Origin of the sequence: Ferruginibacter sp. (assembly GCF_049840995.1) — a bacterium.
Classification (GTDB): domain Bacteria; phylum Bacteroidota; class Bacteroidia; order Chitinophagales; family Chitinophagaceae; genus Ferruginibacter.
Genome location: NZ_JASGIP010000003.1, coordinates 1,119,035 through 1,138,795 on the forward strand (window position 1 = coordinate 1,119,035; position 19,761 = coordinate 1,138,795).

At 42.0% G+C, this 19,761-nt stretch carries 25 protein-coding genes; 15 read left to right on the forward strand and 10 right to left on the reverse strand.

Translation table 11 applies throughout. The annotated features are described in order from the left end of the window. The first annotated feature begins 19 nt into the window (after positions 1–19). Together QM738_RS06630 and QM738_RS06635 are read left to right on the forward strand one after the other, a co-directional pair. A complete protein-coding gene (locus tag QM738_RS06630; protein WP_462275892.1) occupies positions 20–955 on the forward strand; it encodes an alpha-E domain-containing protein in 936 nt (311 codons plus the stop codon). Positions 956–1,029: 74 nt separating this feature from the next. Next, positions 1,030–2,007 (forward strand): transglutaminase family protein, encoded by a 978-nt coding sequence (locus tag QM738_RS06635; protein ID WP_462275893.1) that lies wholly within the window; start codon positions 1,030–1,032, stop codon positions 2,005–2,007. Positions 2,008–2,060: 53 nt separating this feature from the next. Here the strand turns inward: QM738_RS06635 and QM738_RS06640 are convergent, their stop codons facing one another. The 3 genes from QM738_RS06640 to QM738_RS06650 all read right to left on the reverse strand — a co-directional run bounded on the left by QM738_RS06640 (position 2,061) and on the right by QM738_RS06650 (position 4,055). Then, the gene (locus tag QM738_RS06640; protein ID WP_462275894.1) at positions 2,061–2,810 is read right to left on the reverse strand and encodes an SH3 domain-containing protein; all 750 of its coding nucleotides are present in this window, start codon (positions 2,808–2,810) and stop codon (positions 2,061–2,063) included. Between the two features lie 91 nt (positions 2,811–2,901). Beyond that, positions 2,902–3,309 (reverse strand): putative signal transducing protein, encoded by a 408-nt coding sequence (locus QM738_RS06645; protein WP_462275895.1) that lies wholly within the window; start codon positions 3,307–3,309, stop codon positions 2,902–2,904. Between the two features lie 11 nt (positions 3,310–3,320). Next, positions 3,321–4,055, reverse strand: a complete 735-nt coding sequence (locus tag QM738_RS06650; protein ID WP_462275896.1) for a YARHG domain-containing protein — start codon at positions 4,053–4,055, stop codon at positions 3,321–3,323. A gap of 29 nt (positions 4,056–4,084) precedes the next feature. On the opposite strand from QM738_RS06650, the gene QM738_RS06655 reads away from it, so the two are divergent. Then, entirely contained in the window at positions 4,085–4,750 is a 666-nt protein-coding gene (locus QM738_RS06655) for a DUF2306 domain-containing protein (RefSeq protein WP_462275897.1), read from the forward strand. Positions 4,751–4,848: 98 nt separating this feature from the next. Here the strand turns inward: QM738_RS06655 and dnaN are convergent, their stop codons facing one another. Continuing rightward, the gene (dnaN, locus tag QM738_RS06660) at positions 4,849–5,964 is read right to left on the reverse strand and encodes a DNA polymerase III subunit beta (protein ID WP_462275898.1); all 1,116 of its coding nucleotides are present in this window, start codon (positions 5,962–5,964) and stop codon (positions 4,849–4,851) included. Between the two features lie 137 nt (positions 5,965–6,101). Here dnaN and QM738_RS06665 point away from each other — a divergent pair, with 137 nt between their 5' ends. Both QM738_RS06665 and QM738_RS06670 read left to right on the forward strand, forming a co-directional pair. Next, a complete protein-coding gene (locus QM738_RS06665; protein WP_462275899.1) occupies positions 6,102–6,275 on the forward strand; it encodes a hypothetical protein in 174 nt (57 codons plus the stop codon). Continuing rightward, positions 6,250–6,570, forward strand: a complete 321-nt coding sequence (locus QM738_RS06670; RefSeq protein WP_462275900.1) for a regulatory protein RecX — start codon at positions 6,250–6,252, stop codon at positions 6,568–6,570. The genes QM738_RS06665 and QM738_RS06670 overlap by 26 nt, the downstream gene beginning before the upstream one ends. A gap of 77 nt (positions 6,571–6,647) precedes the next feature. Here QM738_RS06670 and QM738_RS06675 read toward each other — a convergent pair whose 3' ends face one another. From QM738_RS06675 to QM738_RS06690, 4 genes are all read right to left on the reverse strand, one after another. After that, on the reverse strand, positions 6,648–7,088 hold the full coding sequence (locus QM738_RS06675) for an SRPBCC domain-containing protein (protein ID WP_462275901.1): 441 nt from the start codon (positions 7,086–7,088) through the stop codon (positions 6,648–6,650). Positions 7,089–7,193: 105 nt separating this feature from the next. Next, positions 7,194–7,691, reverse strand: a complete 498-nt coding sequence (locus QM738_RS06680) for a DinB family protein (protein WP_462275902.1) — start codon at positions 7,689–7,691, stop codon at positions 7,194–7,196. Between the two features lie 74 nt (positions 7,692–7,765). Beyond that, positions 7,766–8,620, reverse strand: coding sequence for a helix-turn-helix transcriptional regulator (locus QM738_RS06685; RefSeq protein WP_462275903.1), 855 nt, complete (start codon positions 8,618–8,620; stop codon positions 7,766–7,768). Between the two features lie 71 nt (positions 8,621–8,691). Next, a complete protein-coding gene (locus QM738_RS06690; RefSeq protein WP_462275904.1) occupies positions 8,692–9,381 on the reverse strand; it encodes an alpha/beta fold hydrolase in 690 nt (229 codons plus the stop codon). 137 nt (positions 9,382–9,518) lie between these two features. Between QM738_RS06690 and QM738_RS06695 the strand changes: the two genes are divergently transcribed. The 6 genes from QM738_RS06695 to QM738_RS06720 all read left to right on the forward strand — a co-directional run bounded on the left by QM738_RS06695 (position 9,519) and on the right by QM738_RS06720 (position 16,061). Then, a complete protein-coding gene (locus QM738_RS06695) occupies positions 9,519–11,885 on the forward strand; it encodes an ATP-dependent helicase (protein WP_462275905.1) in 2,367 nt (788 codons plus the stop codon). 170 nt (positions 11,886–12,055) lie between these two features. After that, entirely contained in the window at positions 12,056–12,655 is a 600-nt protein-coding gene (locus QM738_RS06700; protein ID WP_462275906.1) for a NifU family protein, read from the forward strand. A gap of 70 nt (positions 12,656–12,725) precedes the next feature. Continuing rightward, positions 12,726–13,676: a hypothetical protein gene (locus QM738_RS06705; protein WP_462275907.1), complete on the forward strand. Its 951-nt coding sequence runs from the start codon at positions 12,726–12,728 to the stop codon at positions 13,674–13,676. Positions 13,677–13,704: 28 nt separating this feature from the next. Next, positions 13,705–14,295: a M23 family metallopeptidase gene (locus QM738_RS06710; RefSeq protein WP_462275908.1), complete on the forward strand. Its 591-nt coding sequence runs from the start codon at positions 13,705–13,707 to the stop codon at positions 14,293–14,295. Positions 14,296–14,517: 222 nt separating this feature from the next. Further along, positions 14,518–15,108, forward strand: coding sequence for a hypothetical protein (locus QM738_RS06715; RefSeq protein WP_462275909.1), 591 nt, complete (start codon positions 14,518–14,520; stop codon positions 15,106–15,108). A 77-nt stretch (positions 15,109–15,185) separates the two neighbouring features. Then, positions 15,186–16,061: a hypothetical protein gene (locus tag QM738_RS06720; RefSeq protein ID WP_462275910.1), complete on the forward strand. Its 876-nt coding sequence runs from the start codon at positions 15,186–15,188 to the stop codon at positions 16,059–16,061. Positions 16,062–16,063: 2 nt separating this feature from the next. On the opposite strand, the gene QM738_RS06725 is transcribed toward QM738_RS06720, so the two are convergent. After that, positions 16,064–16,432 carry a DoxX family protein gene (locus tag QM738_RS06725; protein WP_462275911.1) on the reverse strand — a complete coding sequence of 123 codons (369 nt, stop codon included), beginning with the start codon at positions 16,430–16,432 and terminating at the stop codon, positions 16,064–16,066. A gap of 89 nt (positions 16,433–16,521) precedes the next feature. On the opposite strand from QM738_RS06725, the gene QM738_RS06730 reads away from it, so the two are divergent. From QM738_RS06730 to QM738_RS06745, 4 genes are read left to right on the forward strand one after another with little or no spacing between them, the layout of a single operon-like run. Then, on the forward strand, positions 16,522–17,151 hold the full coding sequence (locus tag QM738_RS06730) for a M23 family metallopeptidase (protein ID WP_462275912.1): 630 nt from the start codon (positions 16,522–16,524) through the stop codon (positions 17,149–17,151). Positions 17,152–17,154: 3 nt separating this feature from the next. Further along, a complete protein-coding gene (pnuC, locus tag QM738_RS06735) occupies positions 17,155–17,769 on the forward strand; it encodes a nicotinamide riboside transporter PnuC (RefSeq protein ID WP_462275913.1) in 615 nt (204 codons plus the stop codon). Positions 17,770–17,772: 3 nt separating this feature from the next. Further along, positions 17,773–18,333, forward strand: a complete 561-nt coding sequence (locus tag QM738_RS06740; RefSeq protein ID WP_462275914.1) for a DNA-3-methyladenine glycosylase I — start codon at positions 17,773–17,775, stop codon at positions 18,331–18,333. Positions 18,334–18,356: 23 nt separating this feature from the next. Further along, the gene (locus QM738_RS06745; protein ID WP_462275915.1) at positions 18,357–18,923 is read left to right on the forward strand and encodes an AAA family ATPase; all 567 of its coding nucleotides are present in this window, start codon (positions 18,357–18,359) and stop codon (positions 18,921–18,923) included. Here the strand turns inward: QM738_RS06745 and mtgA are convergent. Then, entirely contained in the window at positions 18,916–19,668 is a 753-nt protein-coding gene (gene mtgA, locus QM738_RS06750) for a monofunctional biosynthetic peptidoglycan transglycosylase (RefSeq protein WP_462275916.1), read from the reverse strand. The two genes, QM738_RS06745 and mtgA, sit on opposite strands and share 8 nt — an antisense overlap. Between the last annotated feature and the right edge of the window lie 93 nt (positions 19,669–19,761).

The following is a 19,761-nucleotide window of genomic DNA, read 5'->3' on the forward strand; positions in this document are numbered from 1 at the left end:
CTGCGGGCCCAATAAAAAGATGCTAAGTAGAGTTGCCGATAGTTTATACTGGATGAGCCGCTACATGGAAAGAGCGGATGGTATTTTAAGGATGCTTAAGATCAACTATGCCTCATCACAGGATGATATACAGGAGTTTTCGTGGAAGCCGGTGCTGCGCATCTTTACTTTTTTAAAAGATGATGAAGCGGCTGCGCTGGCCAATAATACCAGGGCTGTGCTGCAGTTTATGGTTACGGATAAGGACAATCCCAATTCGGTATTGAATATTGTAACACAGGCCCGGGAAAACGGGCGTAGTGTACAGGATCATATCACCAAAGAAATGTGGCAGTGCCTGAACGAATTCTACCACATTATGCGGCAGGAAAAACTGGTGGAACTTTTACAAAGGGAAGACCCTATAACGGTACTGGATACACTGATTAAGCAAGGGCTTTTATACTTTGGCACCACAGATGTTACCATGGCCAGGGGCGAAGGCAACTCTTTTATCAATATCGGCAAATTCCTGGAACGGGCCATACAATCGGCCGATATACTGGATATCAAATTCAGCGATCTGAATTACGAACTGGATAAACCGGCGGATACCACGTACTGGAAGTACCTGCTGATGTCTATTTCCGGGTACGAATTGTATTTAAAGACTTACCGCAGTGGTTTTGGTGCCAAGAACGTGATGGAGCAGATCATTCTGAATGAAAATTTTCCCCGCTCGGTGATCTATTCGGTGAACCGCTTGCACACTTATTTTGGCCGGTTGAAAAATGAAAGCAGTATTGTTGCTTTTAACCAGGTGGATTTTATGATCGGCAAGTTGCAGAGCAAAATAAAATTCTCTACACCGGATGCGATCATATACGAAGGACTGCATCATTTTTTAACAGAAACAAAATCGGCCCTTTTCCAGATAGGAAATACATTGAACGAAAATTATTTTGCACACAGCTAAAACCTGAGTGGGTCTATTAACAGGAAGGTTTTTACTCACGACTGACGTCTCACGACTCACGCAAAAAATCGCATATGCCCAAATTCATTATACACCACGCCACTAAGTACACTTATCCCGAACCGGTGAGGGACAGCGCCAACCAGGTAATGCTGTATCCATTAAAAGATGGTTACCAGGATGTACTGAGCCAGAAAATATTTATTACCGGCGAACCTTTTATGGAAGTGTTCAAGGATTACTATGGCAATGAAATTGGTTCGTTCATGAATATTGCACCGCATACGGAAATGCGGATCGATTCCACCATCTCTGTTGTTACGAGGCCAAGGCCGCTGCCAACAGACGATCAGCCTACTGCTGCACAATGGGCACACCTGGATGAAATAAAATTTGTAGTACCCTTTATTGATTTTTTAAAACAGGAAAGTTTTAAAGCATTACCTGGGGTGAAAAAAATTGCAGACGCCGGTTTTTATAAAACCGTTTCGGTGTTTACCGCGGTACAACAATTGAACGAATATGTATACAATAACTTTAAATACATAAAGGGTATTACTACCGTAGAAACCACGCTGGACGAGATATGGGAGCTGAAAGCCGGCGTGTGCCAGGATTTTGCACACATGCTGCTGGTGATGTTGCGATTACTGTGTATCCCTGCCCGTTATGTTAGTGGTTATGTGTGCCCGCACGATAACAGCCTGCGTGGTGTAGGTGCTACGCATGCCTGGGTAGAAGCTTATATTCCTTTTTATGGCTGGCTGGGTATTGACCCTACCAACAACTGCATAGTGAACGACCTGCATGTGCGCCTGGCGATTGGCAGAAATTTTAATGATTGCTCACCTGTAAAAGGCACTTATAAAGGCACGGCTAAACAAACACTGGAAGTGGGCGTTTCTGTTTCGTACGAAGATGGGTTGGTGGCCAGCGAAGAAGCTGCCATACTTACACCACAGGCTGTGAATGAGGCCTTGCTTACCAATGAAGATAATGGCAATTCGTTCAGGAGGTATATGCAAAAAGTGCAGCAGCAACAACAGCAGTAGTATATCGAAATTGTAATTTCGATGTACTGTGATCGAAATAAAATTTCGATGAACTACACCCCTGCATTATAATAAATAACCGCCTGGTTATCCAGCATAAAGATCTCAAAGTCGGTGATCACCGCATCGGAGCTGCTGATCTTTACTCTTTTAATTTCACCGGGAAAATTATCTCCTTTTTCAACATCCATGATCTTTTCGCCGGTGGCACTGGTTGTTTTTGTTTTTTTGGTGGGGAAAGCATCTTTTTCGCCGATCAAACCGGGATACTGATTGAGTATGCGGAGTAATAAAAAACATTGTTCTATTGTAAAGTCGGGCAGCATATATACTTCACTGCCGGTTTCGTAACCCTGCGCATCATGCCATTCCATACCGTTTTTAAATAATTGCTTGGTGATAGATGATTCACCCATTTCGTTCAATGCAGCATCCGATTTTTTTATTACCAGCGGAGCGCCCAACGGAGCGGAAACCTGCTTGAAATAATCCTTCAATGTTTTTACACCTGCCTTGGGCGGCGCCATGCTTAATAAATACGTGCTTACCACGTAGCCTTCTTTGTTATTGTATTTTACCTTCCACCAAAAACCATTGAAGCCTTCGGTAACTATCGGTTTGGAAGAACTGGTATCGGCAACTGTTACCAACTTTTCGCCATAAGCGATCTTTTCCAGCACTTTTGCGTTGGCATTGGGCGCCTCCCGCAAGCTGATACCGGTTTTTGCAGCAGCATAATAAACAGATTGCGATTGTACTGTTAATGAACAGGCAACAAGGAACAGGAAGAATAATTTTTGCACGGTTTTTTATTTTGCTGTGCAAGATGGAAAAAAGAAATGATACGGAGAATAGTGAATGAGTGTGCGGTTATTGGTGGATAGTTAAAGGATTTTAAAAGCTTGCAGGCAATTCATCCATCAGGCTTTTACAATGTTGGCAACGGTATTTTTTACTGTAAGTGGATGTTTGACCGTAAGCTACCTGGTTCTTTAATTTACCCCAGAAGCTTTGCGGATTGTTGATCTCTTCTTCGGCAACTAAACCCGCTTGTTTACAATAAGGACAAATAATTTCATTAAGATAAGCGGCTTCGGCTTCTTTTATCAGGCTTACAGCCCTTTCTGCCTGCGATTCTTCCACCATCAGTTTTATTCCGCCAACAGCAGGGTTCAGCAAAGGATTGATGGTAACAATGTTCTCATCTTTTAAATGACAATTGATATAATTTTCCTCGAGCATGCCGAGGGTGATATTAGCCAACATATAATTATCGAAAGAAGCAATTTGTTTAAATGCCATACTATTTCCTTTTATCTTCCAAAATCATCTCCATAATCCTCGGCATACTTTTCGTATTTTTTAATGAGGGCGATGTTTTTCTTTTCTATTTCAGTCAGATCTTTTTTTACATCAACTGTATTGGGGATATACCAGTCTTTATTTTCAAATTCTTCGCGGAGGTCTTTCTTTTTAAAGCAATAGCCATGGCGGGCAAATATCTCGTTGCGCATCTGCTGCAGTTCGGGCTTCATTAAATTTTCCACGTCTGCTTCTTTCAGTAATCTTTTACTGGCATCGGGATACATGCCTACATCCTGCAGGTAACGGAAGGCTTTTCGTTCCAGGGTAAATCTTTTTGCCGCCAGGTTTTCGCCGGGTTTATTGGGTGTCCAGCTGCCGGTAATTACATCGGGTTTAGTAACATCTATGCTGATGTTGAAAACGCCGTCGTATTTATCATCGCCGGGTTCGCTGGCAGTAATGGCGTATACATCGCCGGTGTTCTTAAACGTGCCGCTGAAGGGTCTGTCGTTGCCGCCTACCACGCTCCTGCCTTCAATAGTATCGCCGCTTGCTTTGGTAATGAGCAGTGTAATTTTATTATCGCCAAAATCGCCTACAAAAGAACCCAGTATCTTTAAAGTGGGTGCAAGTAACGCATCTGCAATATTGGAGGCATCGCTTTTTTTATCTTTACCCCCGGATGAATTGCAGGATGCTGCAATGCAAAGCAGTAAAACCGGGAAAAGAACTTTAATTTTCATGGTAGCTTATTTTATGTAAAATACAATTTTTGATCGCAACACACAAAAACATATTACCGGGTTTACTATTGCTGGTACTGGCATTTTTTTCGTTCCTGATGCTGCGGATCATTTATGTTTATATCCCTATGCAAACAGATGTAGCGTTTTTACAACTGAAGCAGCAATACATTCACATTACATCCTGGCGCATTGCTTTTTTTGTACACGTATTCAGTAGCCTGCTGGTTTTATTGGCAGGCTTTACACAGTTCTCTAAAAAATTATTAAGACAAAAGCCCAGACTTCACCGCACACTCGGTTATGTATACGTTATTGATATTTTAATGGTAACGGGCCCGGCAGGTTTACTCATGAGCTTTTATGCCAATGGCGGCATTAGTTCAAGAATTGGTTTTGTAATGCTTTCCGTATTATGGATATTGTTTACAGCCCTTGCTTTATACAAAGCCATCAAAAAACAATTTGCGCAGCACCGCATTTTTATGATCCGCAGTTTTGCGCTCACACTATCTGCAATAAGTTTAAGGATTTGGAAAGTGTTGCTGGCAGCCTTCACCGATATTCACCCGATGGATCGCTACCGCATTATTGCGTGGCTGGGCTGGACGCTTAATTTACTGATTGCAGAATGGATCATTTACCGCTATATAAAAAAGAAGAAAGGCAGGATTACGGAGTTAGTATTAAAATGAAAAACCGAGGTTTTATACCTCGGTTTCAAAAATATTATTTTACTCTCCGCAAAAGTTCCCCTTGAGGGGCGGTCCGCAGGACTCCTTTAGAGAGGGTTTTAATTATTCAACATCAATGGCATTACCAGCATCAATAACTGTTCGTTATCTGCCTGCTCGGTTGGTTTAATGATACCGGCCTTGGTGGGGGTGCTCAATTCCATATTCACCTCGGGTGTATCGGCGCCATTCAGCATTTCAATCAGGAATTTAGCGTTGAAAGCGATCTGCAGGTCTTCACCATCGTACTGGCAGGCCATGCGTTCGTTACCTTCAAAACTAAAATCCACATCCTGTGCAGCCAGCTGCAGTTCGCTGCCGCTGATGCTTAATGCCACCTGGTTAGTGCTTTTGTTACTGAACACACTTACACGACGCAGGGCATTTTGAAAATCGGATTTGCTGATGGTCATTTTATAAGGATTGTCCGCAGGTATCACCACTTTATAATCAGGGAAACGGGCATCTATCAAACGGCACACCAGTTCGGTACCGCCATGCTTTACAAAAAGATGATTGCTGTTATAGCTGATGCTCAGTTCATCTTCATTATCAGGCAACGAACCTTTAAGCAGGCTCAATGGCTTTTTAGGAACGATGAAAGAATCTTTTTTAGGGCAGCTTACATCTGTACGTGTAAAGCGCACCAAACGGTGAGCATCGGTGGCCACGAATGTGATGCCTTTTTTATCCAGTTCAAAGAACACACCGGTCATTGCAGGACGCAGATCATCATTACTTACCGCGAAGATGGCTTTGTTGATAGCAGTTACCAGTGCTGTGGAGGTCATGGTAAAGTTGTTGGCATCATCAGCAGCGGGTTCTTTAGGAAAGTTATCGGGGTTTTCGCCCATTACTTTGTACTTACCATTATCGCTGGTGATCTCTACGCCAAAATTCTTGTCGATATTAAAAGTCAAAGGCTGCTCAGGAATATTTTTTAATGAGTCCATCAATATCTTGGCAGGTATACAAACCTTACCGCTGTCTTTCGCTTCAATATCCAGGTGCACTTTCATAACCGTTTCCAGGTCGGTGGCCACAACAGTGAGTTTATTTTTTTCTATTTCAAACAAAAAGTCTTCCAGGATGGGTAAAACCGTGTTGGCATTAATAACACCACTGATCTGCTGCAACTGTTTAAGCAAGGCCGCTGAGGAAACGATAAACTTCATAAATTGTATATATTATAGCTTCAAAGATAAAAGATTGATTGTAATGAAGAGAATAAAAATTAACGGGGTTGTGAATAACTAATCAATATTGTTATTAAAGCGGCATTTTGTGTTTAGCTGGCTATTTTTGCACTGCAATGAACCCTCCAAAACTTACCCCTCTACAGGCATTACCCCGTGCAAAACATTACTGCAGCTACCAGGAGCGCAGCCACAGCGATGTAAAGGATAAGCTATATGGTTTCGGGCTGAACAAGGCCGAAGTGGAACAGAATCATCAGCACATTGATAGAAGAGAATTACCTGAATGAAGAGCGCTTTGCCACGCAGTTTGCAGGCGGGCATTTCCGCACCAAAAAATGGGGCAAGGTAAAGATCGCCCATGCTTTAAAGCAAAAGCAGGTATCGGCCTATTGTATAAAAAAAGCCCTGCAGCAAATTAATGATACCGACTATTTTGCAACACTGCAAAAGCTTCTTGATGATAAACTGAAAACCTTAAAAAGCGAGAAGAACATTTTTATTAAAAAAAGAAAGCTGCAGGATTTCCTGTTACAGAGAGGGTTTGAACAGGAATACATACGAGATATGATGAATAAAATGTGAGCCGCCTGCGGCGGAGCAGGGGAACGCAGATCTTTAGGAAGAGGATGATTTACACCGACAGATCATCGTTCTGCATATTATCGCTCCATAATGGTTTTTATTTGTTCGAGGAAGGAGGTCATACCCTGGAGCGAATGCTGGTAACCTTCTTCGGTGGCATAGCCCTTTTGTGTCCAGGTGAATATGCTGTTATCTGCATCAATTTTATCGATGGTATAAGTTACGGTGGCATAATTCTCCGGTTTGTCTTCTAATCCCGAAAAGCCACTCCAATAACTATAACTCAGTTTTTTATAAGGCACATTTTCAAGAATAACGCCTTTATCGCGGTAAGAGAATTCTTTATTATCGCCATAAGCGCCCTGGAAAATAATGTCGCTGCCCACTTTCCAGTCGGTAACGGTTTCGGTGCCAAAAAGATATTCTGCAATAAAGGCGGGCTCGGTCAATACTTTCCATACCTGCTCCACCGAAGCCTTTACATTAACGGATTGAGATACTACCAGGTGCTGTTGCATACAATGATTTTTAGTTCAACAAAATAAAGTAACAAAAAACAAACCGAAACCCGGAGGTTCCGGCTTGTAAATCACAGTCGCTATACTTTAACGACTGCGGTTGGTTTAAAAATTCATATCATCTGCGCTGGGCCCGTAACTGCCGGGAATAGGCACATTCAGCAGGCGCAGGTATACACCCAGTTGCGCCCGGTGATGGATCATCTGCCCGAAACACATTCTTATCACCTCATACTTAGGCTCGGTGCTGTAAATGGTTTCGCCGTTGCGGAGCGTCCAGTTATCAGTCAACTGACTGTCTTTACCATTAGCAAGAGCGGTGCGGCCTTCCACCAGTTTCTTTTCAAAAAGGTTCATTAATGCCGCGGTATCATTGATATCATCCGGCTGGTACGGGTTTTTAGCAAAATCCAGTTCACTGCTGTTCAATACCATATTGAACCAGGAAAAAATATCTGCCAGGTGAGTAGACAAAGCTTTGATGGTCATGCTTTTTTCGTGCGGTTTCCAATCGTATTTGTCATTGGGAATAATGGAAAGCATTTTCCGTGCGGTCAATGCTTCTCTTTCCAGTTCTTTTTGAAATGCTGCGATCTGTGACATAGTTGTAAGTTTTTTTGATTTGTGATACAAAGAAACTTTGGGGTAGTGACAGCCCTATGTCAGCAGGAAAAAAATTATTTTAAAGCATGCATTTTTTGCAGCAACTGCAAATGTGGTTTTAAACCGGCAATGGTATTCTTTTGTAAGAATTGTTTTAAGTGTTTGCAAAAATGGCTGTAATCGTAATAACCATATTGCTCAAAATGAAAACTTTGGGGCGCATGCGCCAGCTGCTGCACGGCCTTGCGGATGCGTAACACCTGCAAAGCCTTTTTACTGCTGAGGCTGGTAGTGGCTTCAAAATACCGGTGCAGGGTTCGTGCAGAAATGTTGTAGCGTGCAGCAAAATCTTCAATGGAAGTGGTAAAATCATTATGGGTATCACAATGCTGCAGAATTTCAGAAACAATGCGGATGGCTTCCCAGCTGCCGGAATAGGTTTTAATGAGGGAAAGAAAATAATGGTTTAAAATATCAATGCGTTCTTCAAAAGTAGCGGCTCTTTTTACCTTGTCGATCACCGGCTGCTCCATCAGGTAACTTAAAGGGTAAATATATTCCCGGTACTCGGCAAAGTTGACCTTTGTTTTAAAAATAATAGGTGATATTTTAAACTTGATGCCAAATAATTTATTACCACTGCGGTGATAACATTCAATGGCTTTATTACGGGGCAAAAAGCCATCGGTCTTCATGCTGAACTTCTTTTCATCCACCTGCATGATGAACGGCGTGCCCAGGTTGATAAGGTAAGTATAACCGATATTGGGAAACAGCGCATCCGAAAACCCCTTTGGATGATCTTTCAATAGTTCGTCAAATTTTGTTTCCCAAAAAAAATCGATGAAACCCTCCAGTTCCTTTGCAGGCTTTACACGATGGTAGTTGTGCTCAAAATGATCGATATGAAAGAATTCGATGTGCTGCAAAGCTTTATTTTATGCTGCTAAGATAAAAAGCCAGCATGTTGCCCCAACAAATTTTACACCAATGGTTGCTGCTAACCACCCAGGAATTGTGTAATTAAAAACGACAACAGTTCCACATGCACTTTTTCAATAGGATGTGCGGTGTTGGGCAACATACCCATGCGGGCATTGGGCAATGCAGTATATACGGCAATGGTTTCTTCGAGTGTGATCATTTTATCCCTGTCGCCCAGTAATACTAAAGCAGGATTATTGATGGTGCTGTAATCTTCAGCATTAAGCACATTATTTTTTCCCAGCGAAGTTAAAAGTGCGGCGGTCTTTTCTAAGAGCGGTTTCCAGTTTTGCAGGCCGTGTCGTTGTTGTAACTGTGCAGCAAATGCCGGTATCTTTTCTTCGATGGTTGCTGCATCCAGCATTTTAATTTCTTTGGCAGCAATGTTTTCATCCCAGTAAAATTTAGTGGCAAGCGTTATCACTTTGTTGATCAAGTGTGGATGATGTTTGGCAAGATACAAGGCTACATAACCACCCATGCTGTAACCAAATATATTCACCTGCTCAATTTTATTGCGTTGCAGGTATTGCAGTACATCATTTGCAAACAGCTCCATTGAAAAAGGTTCTTCCGCAAAAGGAGCACCACCATGACCACAGAAGCTGATGGTATGAACGGTGTATCGATCTTTCAGTGCATCGGCCAGTGGTGATAACTGGTCTTTGGTGCCAATGGCACCGTGCAATAACAATAAATGTTCCATGCAATAAAGGTATTTATTTTGCATTCAGCTTTTTCCTGACCATTTTCTCTGCTCGGGGAAAATGGTTGAAAGGGTACAAAATTTATTTATTTCCTCACACCCCTCCGCCCCAATTTTCCCTTTCGTAACTTTGTACCATGCCCAAATATTTAGACGAACTGAACGGTCCCCAGCGGGAAGCGGTTGAACACAAAGACGGCCCCATTATGATCATTGCCGGAGCCGGCAGCGGAAAAACAAAAGTGCTTACCACACGTATTGCCCACCTGATGGGCTATCATCATATCGACAGCTTTAATATACTGGCGCTTACGTTTACGAACAAAGCCGCCGCCGAAATGAAGGAGAGAGTGGAAAAAGTGCTGGGCAATACCGAAGCAAGGAATTTATACATCGGCACTTTTCACAGTGTATTTGCCAGGATATTAAGGGCCGAAGCCAATAAGATCGGCTACCCCAACAACTTTACGATTTACGATACCGACGATGCCAAAAGCGTGGTGAAAACGGTGATCAACGAAATGGACCTGGATGATAAGCATTATAAGCCCAACGTGGTGTACAACCGTATATCGGCGGCTAAAAACGCTTTGATTGGCCCGGCAGAATATATCAACGACTGGGCCCTGCAACAGGAAGACGCAAGGGCCAACCGCCCTGCCATTGGGCAAATTTATGATGCGTATGTAAAACGTTGTTTTAAGAACGGTGCGATGGATTTTGACGACCTGTTGTTTAAAATGTATATCCTTTTAAAGAACAACCCGGATAGTTTAAGCAAATACCAGCGCAAGTTCAAATACATCATGATAGATGAGTACCAGGATACGAATACGGCGCAGTACGAGATCATAAAGTTATTGGGCGCCATGCACGAAAATGTTTGCGTGGTGGGTGATGATGCGCAAAGTATTTACAGCTTCCGCGGCGCTACTATCGAAAATATTCTGCAGTTTCAAAAAGATTATGACGAAGTGAAAGTGGTGAAGCTGGAGCAGAATTACCGCAGTACCAAAAGCATACTGCATGTGGCCAACGAAGTAATTGCCAATAATAAGAACCAGATAGAAAAAAGATTATTCACCGATAACAGTGAAGGGGAAAAGATTCGCCTGGTGCGTACCATGACGGATAACGACGAAGGCAAAACGGTGGCCGATACCATACAGGAACAAAAACTGCGCAATCATTATTTCAATAAAGATTTTGCGATCCTCTACCGCACCAATGCACAGAGCCGAAGTTTTGAAGAAGCGTTGAGAAGAATGGGTATTGCCTATCGTATTTATGGCGGCATGAGCTTTTACCAACGCAAAGAGGTAAAGGATTTTATTGCTTACTTAAGAGTGGTGGTAAACCCTAGAGATGAAGAAGCATTGAAGCGTATTATCAATTACCCGGTACGTGGCATTGGTAAAACAACAGTGGATAAAGCTGTATTATATGCCAATGAAAGCAACCTGACATTGTGGGATATCTTTCGCAATGCAGCCATGTATGGTTATAAATCCGGTACGCTGGAAGCTATCGACAACTTTGTAACGATGATACAGATGTTTCAAAGTGAACTCACGAAAAAGAATGCGTATGATGTAGCCGTGCTGGTGGGCAAAAGCACCAATATTGTAAAAGAATTATTCAACGATAAAACCACCGAGGGCCTTGCCCGTTACGAGAACGTACAGGAATTGCTGAACTCTATAAAAGAGTTTACCGAAACACCAATGAACGAAGAAGACGGCGAAGTGGGCGATAAAAGCCTGGGTGGATATTTACAACAGATCGTTTTACTGACCGATGCAGATGATGACGATAAAGGCGAAAGCGATGTGGTAAAACTGATGACGATACATGCGGCAAAAGGGTTGGAGTTCCCGGTGGTATTTGTTGGCGGACTGGAAGAAACGCTTTTTCCCAACGCCATGAGCATTAATACCCGGGAAGAACTGGAAGAAGAACGCCGCTTGTTTTACGTGGCCATAACAAGGGCCAAACATAAACTGTGGCTAACGTATGCGAATGCACGCTATCGCTTTGGGCAGCTGCAGCAAAACGATAGCAGCCGCTTTTTGGAAGAGATACCGGAACAATACCTAGATAAAAGCTATGCCGGCGGCGGTGTAAGAAATACAGGCAACAGCGGTGTTGCTTTTGAAAGAATGAACCGCGGTATGGGCGGCGGCGGCAATGCATGGGGCCGGTCCTCAGCAGCAGCCCAGGCCGAAAAAAAATATGGTGCACCCCCGAGCAAACCGTCCACTCCTGGTTATATAGCACCCAAGCCCGCCAATAAAACGGTGGAACATACGCCTTCGGCCGATTTTGTGGCCAGCGACACCAGTAATTTACAGGCCGGCCAGAAAGTGGAGCACCAGAAATTTGGCTTTGGCGAAGTAATGAAAATGGAAGGCTCGGCCCATAACCCCATTGCTACCGTAAATTTTGAGCTGAACGGGGAAAAGAAGATCATGCTGAATTATGCCAAACTTAGGATCATAGAGTAGAATTTTCCCGCAGATAACGGGGATCTCGCAGAAAATAAAGCTAATTGTAATAGTCTGCGTATTCAGCGCTATCTGCGGGCCACACACTTCCGAAATCCGAAAAATATGCCCTTTTAACCCCAATACAGCCCAATTTTGGCTAAATTTGTATTGTATTAAAATATCATTTTATGATAAAGACAGGAAACACCGTTGTAAGTATCTACACCGAAATGACTCCCAACCCGGAGACCATGAAGTTTGTAGCCAACAAATTATTATACCCCGGCAAGAGCATTGATTTTGCAGACGAAGCAAGCGCTGGCCCATCGCCATTGGCACAGGAATTATTCACTTTCCCGTTCATTAAAGCCGTATTTATAGCCAGCAATTTTGTAACGCTTACAAAAACAAGCGATATGGAAGACTGGCAGGATGTGATCCCTACCATCAAACAATTCCTGAAAGATTACCTGGAAGAAGGTAAGGCAGTAGTGAATGAAGATGAAGTAGCCACCATGAAAACGCCCAACAGCAATGAAGTGAATGCAGATGACGATGATGTGGTAAAACGCATCAAGGAATTGCTGGAGAATTATGTAAAGCCTGCTGTTGAAATGGACGGTGGCGCTATACAATTTAAAAGTTACGAAAACGGAACGGTTAACCTGGCCATGCAGGGAAGCTGCAGCGGTTGCCCATCATCCACCATTACATTAAAAGCCGGTATTGAAGGTATGATGAAAAGAATGATACCCGAAGTAAAGGAAGTGGTGGCGGAAGCGGAATAATTTGGTTAACTGGTTTATTAGTTTATTGGGAAGCACTCATTTTTGAGTGCTTTTTTATTATATTAGGATAATGAAAACCCTGCACATAATATTGTCTTTTTTGCCAATCTTAATTTTTCCATTTGCTGGCATTACACAGCAGTTACAAAAAGCAAAAAACTTTTCGATCACTGTACCGCTCTATCACGATATAATCAATACAGTTGAGATCAAAGGATTTGACACGGATACAAAAATTGTTTCTGATGTTTCATCGGTTTCTTTTAATGAAAGAACGGGTAACTATGAAATAGAAATTTATCTTACAGCTAAGGACAGTGCGGTTTTTTATGCAATAAATAAGACAACAAAAGATACAATAGGGATATGCAAAAAGGTTGTTCTACGACTTCCCCAAAAAGAAACCACGCAACCTGAAATTAGTTTGGGCGACCTGAAAGGAAAATTGGTTACCCCTCCATTATTAAGACAACAACAACAATTAAAAATTACCGGGGGATATAGCCTTGTTAGTGCTGTAGTTTACTTCAGTGGCCCGAGTTTTAAAGTTCCGATAGAGCGTACTATATTTAGCGAAGATCTTTCCCCGGTGAAAGGGTTATTGGATTCCTGCAGGGGAAATGATGTTATAGAATTTAGAACATTGCTGAAAACCCCTGCGGCTAAATTAATGCATGGTAATTGGCTTGTTGTTAAAGTAGGAAAAGTAGCGCAGGGAACTGAGCCTGATTTTCAATATGGCTATGTACATTTTACCAGGTGTGAGGCGGCTATTTTTAAAAAACAAAAAGAGATATTTGTTTCAGCAGGATGCGAATTTATAAGTGCTACAGTATATTTTGCAGGCGCAGCATTTCCCAAAGCAGTTAAAACAGCACTTGAAAATGCTCCTCTTCAACCGATTGACCAACTTATTCAGCAATGTGCACCAGGCACGATTGTGTCTTTTGAAAATATTAAGATCAAAAAACCTAATGGAGAGATCATTACAATTGAGCAGCGGGTGTATTCATTGTATTAAAAATTATTTGCCCAATAACTTCACCATCATGAGAACAGCTTTATTGGTAATTTACTTAATTGTTAATAGTGCCATAGGCGGCGCTGCAGCACAACTTCCAGATAAAGAAATATACGACCTTAAAAGCGGCCGTGTAAAACCCGATAACAGCCCGGTGTACAATTTACCTTTCAGCAAGGGCAGTAAATTTTTATTGATACAGGCTTATAACAGTAAGCTGAGCCACAAGAATGAACTGAGCCTGGATTTTAAAATGAAAAGGGGCAGCAAGGTATGCGCTGCAAGAGGCGGTGTAGTAACAGCAGTAAAAGAAGACAGTGATGTGGGTGGATTGAAAGATGAATACATGAGCCAGGGCAATCACATTATTATAAAACAGGAAGATGGCAGCGAAGCCATGTACTGGCATTTAAAAAAAGACGGTGTACTCGTTAATGTTGGTGATACGGTTAAAATGGGCCAGCATATAGGCTATAGTGGCAACACCGGTTATACAGCTTTTCCGCACCTGCACTTCCAGGTATATGATAAAGACGGCAAAAACATTGCAACAAGATTTAATACCAGGCGGGGAATTATATACCTGCGGCCGGGAAAATGGTACCGCAGGGTGAGCTGATAAAAAAAGTTGAAAGTTTTTTTTGTCAGCTGCATGTAAAATTAAAACCAGTTTTAAGCTATAAAAAAGTTATTTATTTACCTGCTTTAAACTTTGCAGAAAAAGAAATGTCTCATTAAATCGCTCCCGCTATACGCATTAGTTATTTTAACAATCCTTTTTCTTTTTGGCATGTTGTTTGAAAATATTGAAGTGAACTATTTAATCACCTAAAATGTTTTTATGAAAACAACGATCAAATTTTTATCCGTTGCCATTGCAGCTATTACCTCATTATCTGCAACCGCACAAGTAAGCACTGCTTTAAGTTCAACAACAAAAGCAGCAGTAAGTACAACTGCAAGTACCAATGCAGTTAAATCAGTTGCGCAAACCACCACGGCTACTACAAAGAATGTAGCAGGCGCTGCCGTTACAAAAACAAAACAGGCAACTGCAGCTACTACCGGTGCAACAAAGTCGGCGGTACAATCTGCTGGCAATACCAGTGTAAATGCGGGTACATCTGTTAATGTAAATACGCAGGCTAATGGTGCAGCTGCTGCCAACAACAGCAATGCTGCTGCAAGCCAGTCATCATCAACAGCAGTGGATGCAAATGTTTCCATTCAGCCAAAAGCCGATGCGAATGCAGCAACAGATAAAGCAAAAACTGTAGTGGTGGAAAAAGCAAAAGAAACAAAAGCTGAAGTAACAGAAAAGGCAAAACAAACCGCTAGTGCAGCTAAAGAAGTAAAAGCAGATGCAAAGAGTGATGTAAAAGTAGAAGCTGCCACAAAAGCAACTACAGAAACAAAAACAGGCAATAAATAAATTGAGTGTACTGTAATTACAACAATGTGGCTGCTCACCAGCAGCCACATTGTTATCTTATCCCGAAAATTCCCTTTATGAAAAAGATCTTATCCCGCTATGGTTTTACAATATTGCTTACGGTTTTTTGTGCCGCTACAAGCCATGCACAAACAACGCCGGTAACTGACACTGCTGCAACAGCAACCAAAGAAAGTAAATTCAAAGTTTCTCCCGCAATAGCGTATTCCTCCCGGCTGCATTATTATGGCAGAACAGATAGTTTGAACAGCAGTGCATTGGTGCCTACCGTTGTGATACAGGCTGGCAAACATTTTTCCGTAACTCCATCACTCATCTTTATTAATAACAGCCAGGCGTCTTTCAGCTATGCGGCTTCCACCATTAATGCCACCTATAGTTTTGGAAAAAAGAAAGGCATTGCAGGAACGGTGTATGCAGATAAGTTCTTTTACAAACAGAACAGCGAACTGGTACGTTCTGTACAGCAGGGCCAGGGCGGTTTTACATTATCTTATCTTAATAAGGTGATCAATATCAACAGTGGCGCCAGCGCAGCTTTTGCGCCATCCAACACCGATTATTTTGCAACGGCATCACTCGACCACCCCTTTAAAAAAACAAAGGGTAATAATGTTTTTTTAATAACACCTACTGTTGCTGCCAATGCGGGTACACAGAATTTTACAAAGAGTTATTACAAGAAAAATAATTTCCTGTTCTTTCCTACAACAGAACAACTGGTAACCGAAGACAGTAAAAAATTTTCGCTGCTGAGTTATGATGTGAATCTGTCGCTGATATACGCCTATAAAAGATTTATTGTGAATGTAACACCGGGCTATGTATTACCGCAGAACATTATTACCGTGCCCAATAATCCATCTTTATCAGAAAGGGCTTCCAACCTTTTTTACTGCAATGCGGTTTTGATTTATAAACTGATCGATTAAAATTATTTACGGCAAACCCAGGCCCAGTACATCAATAAAAATTGCAGGGGAAATAATCTTACCCATGTTGCCCATACGGGCAGGCACCAGCCATTGCTGAAACAAAATCCATTTTGTATCATAACAATATGCGCCGGAATAAATGCAATAAGCAACACTATAATACCGTAAGCCGCCAATGTTCTTGTTTTAGGAAACAGGAACAGCAGGCCCAACACGATCTCCGCAATACCGGCGGCTACGTTTATTAAAACGGGGTTGGGTAAATAAGCGGGAATTATTTGGTAATAACCTTCGGGTTTACGAAAATGATTGATGCCTGCAGCAATGTACAGCAGCGGGATGAGTATATAGCTTATCTTTTTAAACATATCCCTGTTAAAAGAAAATCGGTTTTATCAATATACGCTAATTTAACAGGTTTGGTTGATCGTACTTCGCTTTATCTTTACAGCAAGTGATGATCAACAGCAACAGGCTATACCTTATTTTGTTTACGGCAGTTATTTATTTGTGCAGCTGTGCAGTAAGTAACAATCCGCAGCGCAAACAATTAAGAGACCTGCAAAAAGGCATTCTTAAAGATGATACCAGTTTTGTGTACCGCCTGCCTTACGAAACGGGAAAGACCCATTTGCTGGTGCAGGGTTATTTCAGCCGCTATTCGCATAAGAACAGGGCGGCGCTGGATTTTAAAATGAAAAGAGGTACTACTGTTTGCGCCGCACGTGATGGTGTGGTGGTACGTGTAAAGGAAGACGGCAACAAAGGCGGCTGGAATAAAAAATACCGGCCTTATGGCAACGTGATCGTGGTACAGCATGCAGATAGTTCAAGAGCGGGCTACTGGCATTTACAATACAACGGTGCAATGGTAAATGTGGGCGATACAGTAAAGCAGGGCCAGCCCATTGGCCTGAGTGGTAAAACGGGCTATACATTATTTCCGCACCTGCATTTTATTGTATGGCGCTTTGATGGTAAGGGACAATGGCAACAGGTGGGCACCCGGTTTGAAACGGGCAAGGGGATAAAATATTTACGGCCAATGCGGCGCTATACGAACACTATTAACGAATCAGTAAAATAATAATTGGATATACAGCAACTATACCACCAGTTCATCAATGATATCAAGCTCACCCGCTGGCAGGAGTGGGGCAGCACCATTACACAGATAGCAAGCGTGTGGTATGCACGAAAAAATAATGTACTGGTGTATCCTACCGGTATTGTAGGCGTGCTGCTGGCGGCTTATGTTTATTTTATTATTTCTGATCCACCCCTGTACGCCGATGCTTCTTTAAACATTTATTATTTTGCAATGAGCGTATATGGTTGGTATAACTGGGTAAAGAAAAAAGGCAGCGATCTGGAATATCCCATCAGCTGGTGCGATAAAACGGAACTGGGTATTGGTACCGGCTTCTTTTTGATTTCGTGGGTGGTGCTTTATTTTGCATTGCGGTTTTATACCAACAGCAATACACCTTTTCTCGATTCGCTGGTATCAGCATCAGCAGTAACCGCCATGTGGTGGATGGCTAAAAGAAAGATTGAGAACTGGCTGGCATGGATAGTGAGCAATATTGTAGCCATTCCTTTAAACTTTTATAAAGGCTTTATGTTGTTTACGCTGATGTACGTGTTGTTTTTAGCGATGGCCTGGATGGGCTATATTACCTGGAAAAAAGAAATAAAAAAATAGAACATGAGTTACTGTACAGCAATTAAGGGAATGAAGGACCACCGGCTTTCGATACACAAAGCTTACCACGATAATCATTACGGCTTTCCTATTGAAAGCGATGATGAATTATTCTGCCGGTTGATACTGGAGATCAACCAGGCGGGGCTTAGCTGGGAAACTATTTTGAATAAACAGGAAGGATTCAGAAAAGCCTATCACAACTTCAGTATAAAAAAAGTAGCGGCATATAAAGAAAAAGACATTGAACGTTTACTGAATGATGCCGGTATCATCCGCAATAAATTAAAAGTGAATGCTGCAATTGAAAATGCAAAAACGATTTTAAGGTTACAAAAAGAATTTGGGTCTTTCAAGAACTGGCTGGAACATCATCATCCAAAAACAAAAGAAGAATGGATGAAATTATTCAAGCAGACCTTTAAATTTACGGGTGGTGAAATTGTGAACGAATTTTTAATGAGCGCCGGTTATCTGCCCGGTGCACATGATGAAGATTGCCCGGTGTATAAAAAAGTGATCAAGGCAAAACCCATGTGGAAGAAAAAGGCAGCCACGGATTAAGCGAATTACACGAATTAAAACCAATGATTAAAAAGGTTGTAATTATAGGACCGGAGAGTACTGGCAAGAGTACACTGTGTGAGCTATTGGCGGCGCACTATAAAACCGTGTGGGTAAAAGAGTATGCAAGAGAGTATCTTTTAAAGAACGGTACTGATTATACATTTGAAAACTTATTAGATATAGCCCAAGGCCAGGTTGCGGCAGAAGAGTTGGCTGTAGAGAATGCAAGGGATAAAACTGCTCATCAATCTGCAATCGCCCATCTAAAATCTACAATCCCCCCGATCTTCATTGATACGGACATGTACGTAATGAAAGTATGGTGCGAATTTGTTTTTGAAAAATGCCATCACTGGATACTGAACCGGATCGTGGAGCGTAAATACGATTTGTACCTGTTGTGTAATATCGACCTGCCCTGGGTAAAGGATGAATTAAGGGAATATCCTGATCTTGTTACGAGAGAAAAATTATACCATCATTACAAAGACATTATATTGAATCAGCAAGTGCCCTGGATAGATATCAGCGGTAACTATGATGAACGATTGCAAAAAGCCATTACTGCGATCGACCGCATTATTTGATGATGGCCTGCACATCCGGGTCGCCATCTAAAAATCCCATTTGCCTTACAATGGCGCTGGCCCTGCCAGCAACATAAGCGCTGAGCGGTTTTACACTGTATTTTTTGGGATTGGGCAGGCATGCTGCAATTTGTGCGGCTTCAATTCTTGTTAGATCTTTAGCATCTTTATTAAAATACTTTTTTGCTGCGGCTTGTACACCAAAAATCCCACGCCCCATTTCGGCAATGTTTAAATAGCGCTCCAGTATAGTGCGTTTACTCCATCCCGTTTCAATAGTGAAAGTAAAGAATACTTCGGGGCCCTTGCGTATAAAGCCACCACCCTGGAAAAGGAAAATATTTTTTGCTGTTTGCTGACTGATAGTGCTGCCGCCTCTCTGTGGTTTGCCGGGATGGCGCTTGTTATATTTCATCGCCAATTTGATCGCCTTCAGATCAAAACCATCATGATCAGGAAATAACTGGTCCTCGCTTGCAATAACGGCCAGCTTTATATTAGGGCCCATATCATCATAACTAACGTAATCACGGGATAAACCATTGCCCCCTATCAAACTGCCCACTTGTGTAAGGGTAATGGGAGGGTTGAAAATATAACCACATAAAAAATAGAGAAAGAAAAAAATATAGAGCGTGAAAAAAACCTTCCAGGTAGTGCTCACCACTTTTTTAATAACCACATTCTTTCTTAGCCAGGCAAAATAAACGATGATAGCAACTGCGATGATACCCGCAAAGATCAAAAATGTGTTTTTGAAATCTTTAATGGCAATAGCGTCAGAAAAATTGGTGAAAACAAAATAGAGGAACCAACATACATGGATAATAAAAACAAC

Bases quoted from the DNA above. Each gene is read 5' to 3' on its own strand.
- QM738_RS06630 (WP_462275892.1), top strand. From the start codon at position 20: ATGCTAAGTAGAGTTGCCGATAGTTTATACTGGATGAGCCGCTACATG.
- QM738_RS06635 (WP_462275893.1), top strand. From the start codon at position 1,030: ATGCCCAAATTCATTATACACCACGCCACTAAGTACACTTATCCCGAA.
- QM738_RS06645 (WP_462275895.1), bottom strand. From the start codon at position 3,309: ATGGCATTTAAACAAATTGCTTCTTTCGATAATTATATGTTGGCTAAT.
- QM738_RS06650 (WP_462275896.1), bottom strand. From the start codon at position 4,055: ATGAAAATTAAAGTTCTTTTCCCGGTTTTACTGCTTTGCATTGCAGCA.
- dnaN (WP_462275898.1), bottom strand. From the start codon at position 5,964: ATGAAGTTTATCGTTTCCTCAGCGGCCTTGCTTAAACAGTTGCAGCAG.
- QM738_RS06665 (WP_462275899.1), top strand. From the start codon at position 6,102: ATGAACCCTCCAAAACTTACCCCTCTACAGGCATTACCCCGTGCAAAA.
- QM738_RS06675 (WP_462275901.1), bottom strand. From the start codon at position 7,088: ATGCAACAGCACCTGGTAGTATCTCAATCCGTTAATGTAAAGGCTTCG.
- QM738_RS06680 (WP_462275902.1), bottom strand. From the start codon at position 7,691: ATGTCACAGATCGCAGCATTTCAAAAAGAACTGGAAAGAGAAGCATTG.
- QM738_RS06690 (WP_462275904.1), bottom strand. From the start codon at position 9,381: ATGGAACATTTATTGTTATTGCACGGTGCCATTGGCACCAAAGACCAG.
- QM738_RS06695 (WP_462275905.1), top strand. From the start codon at position 9,519: ATGCCCAAATATTTAGACGAACTGAACGGTCCCCAGCGGGAAGCGGTT.
- QM738_RS06700 (WP_462275906.1), top strand. From the start codon at position 12,056: ATGATAAAGACAGGAAACACCGTTGTAAGTATCTACACCGAAATGACT.
- QM738_RS06705 (WP_462275907.1), top strand. From the start codon at position 12,726: ATGAAAACCCTGCACATAATATTGTCTTTTTTGCCAATCTTAATTTTT.
- QM738_RS06710 (WP_462275908.1), top strand. From the start codon at position 13,705: ATGAGAACAGCTTTATTGGTAATTTACTTAATTGTTAATAGTGCCATA.
- QM738_RS06715 (WP_462275909.1), top strand. From the start codon at position 14,518: ATGAAAACAACGATCAAATTTTTATCCGTTGCCATTGCAGCTATTACC.
- QM738_RS06720 (WP_462275910.1), top strand. From the start codon at position 15,186: ATGAAAAAGATCTTATCCCGCTATGGTTTTACAATATTGCTTACGGTT.
- QM738_RS06725 (WP_462275911.1), bottom strand. From the start codon at position 16,432: ATGTTTAAAAAGATAAGCTATATACTCATCCCGCTGCTGTACATTGCT.
- QM738_RS06730 (WP_462275912.1), top strand. From the start codon at position 16,522: ATGATCAACAGCAACAGGCTATACCTTATTTTGTTTACGGCAGTTATT.
- QM738_RS06740 (WP_462275914.1), top strand. From the start codon at position 17,773: ATGAGTTACTGTACAGCAATTAAGGGAATGAAGGACCACCGGCTTTCG.
- QM738_RS06745 (WP_462275915.1), top strand. From the start codon at position 18,357: ATGATTAAAAAGGTTGTAATTATAGGACCGGAGAGTACTGGCAAGAGT.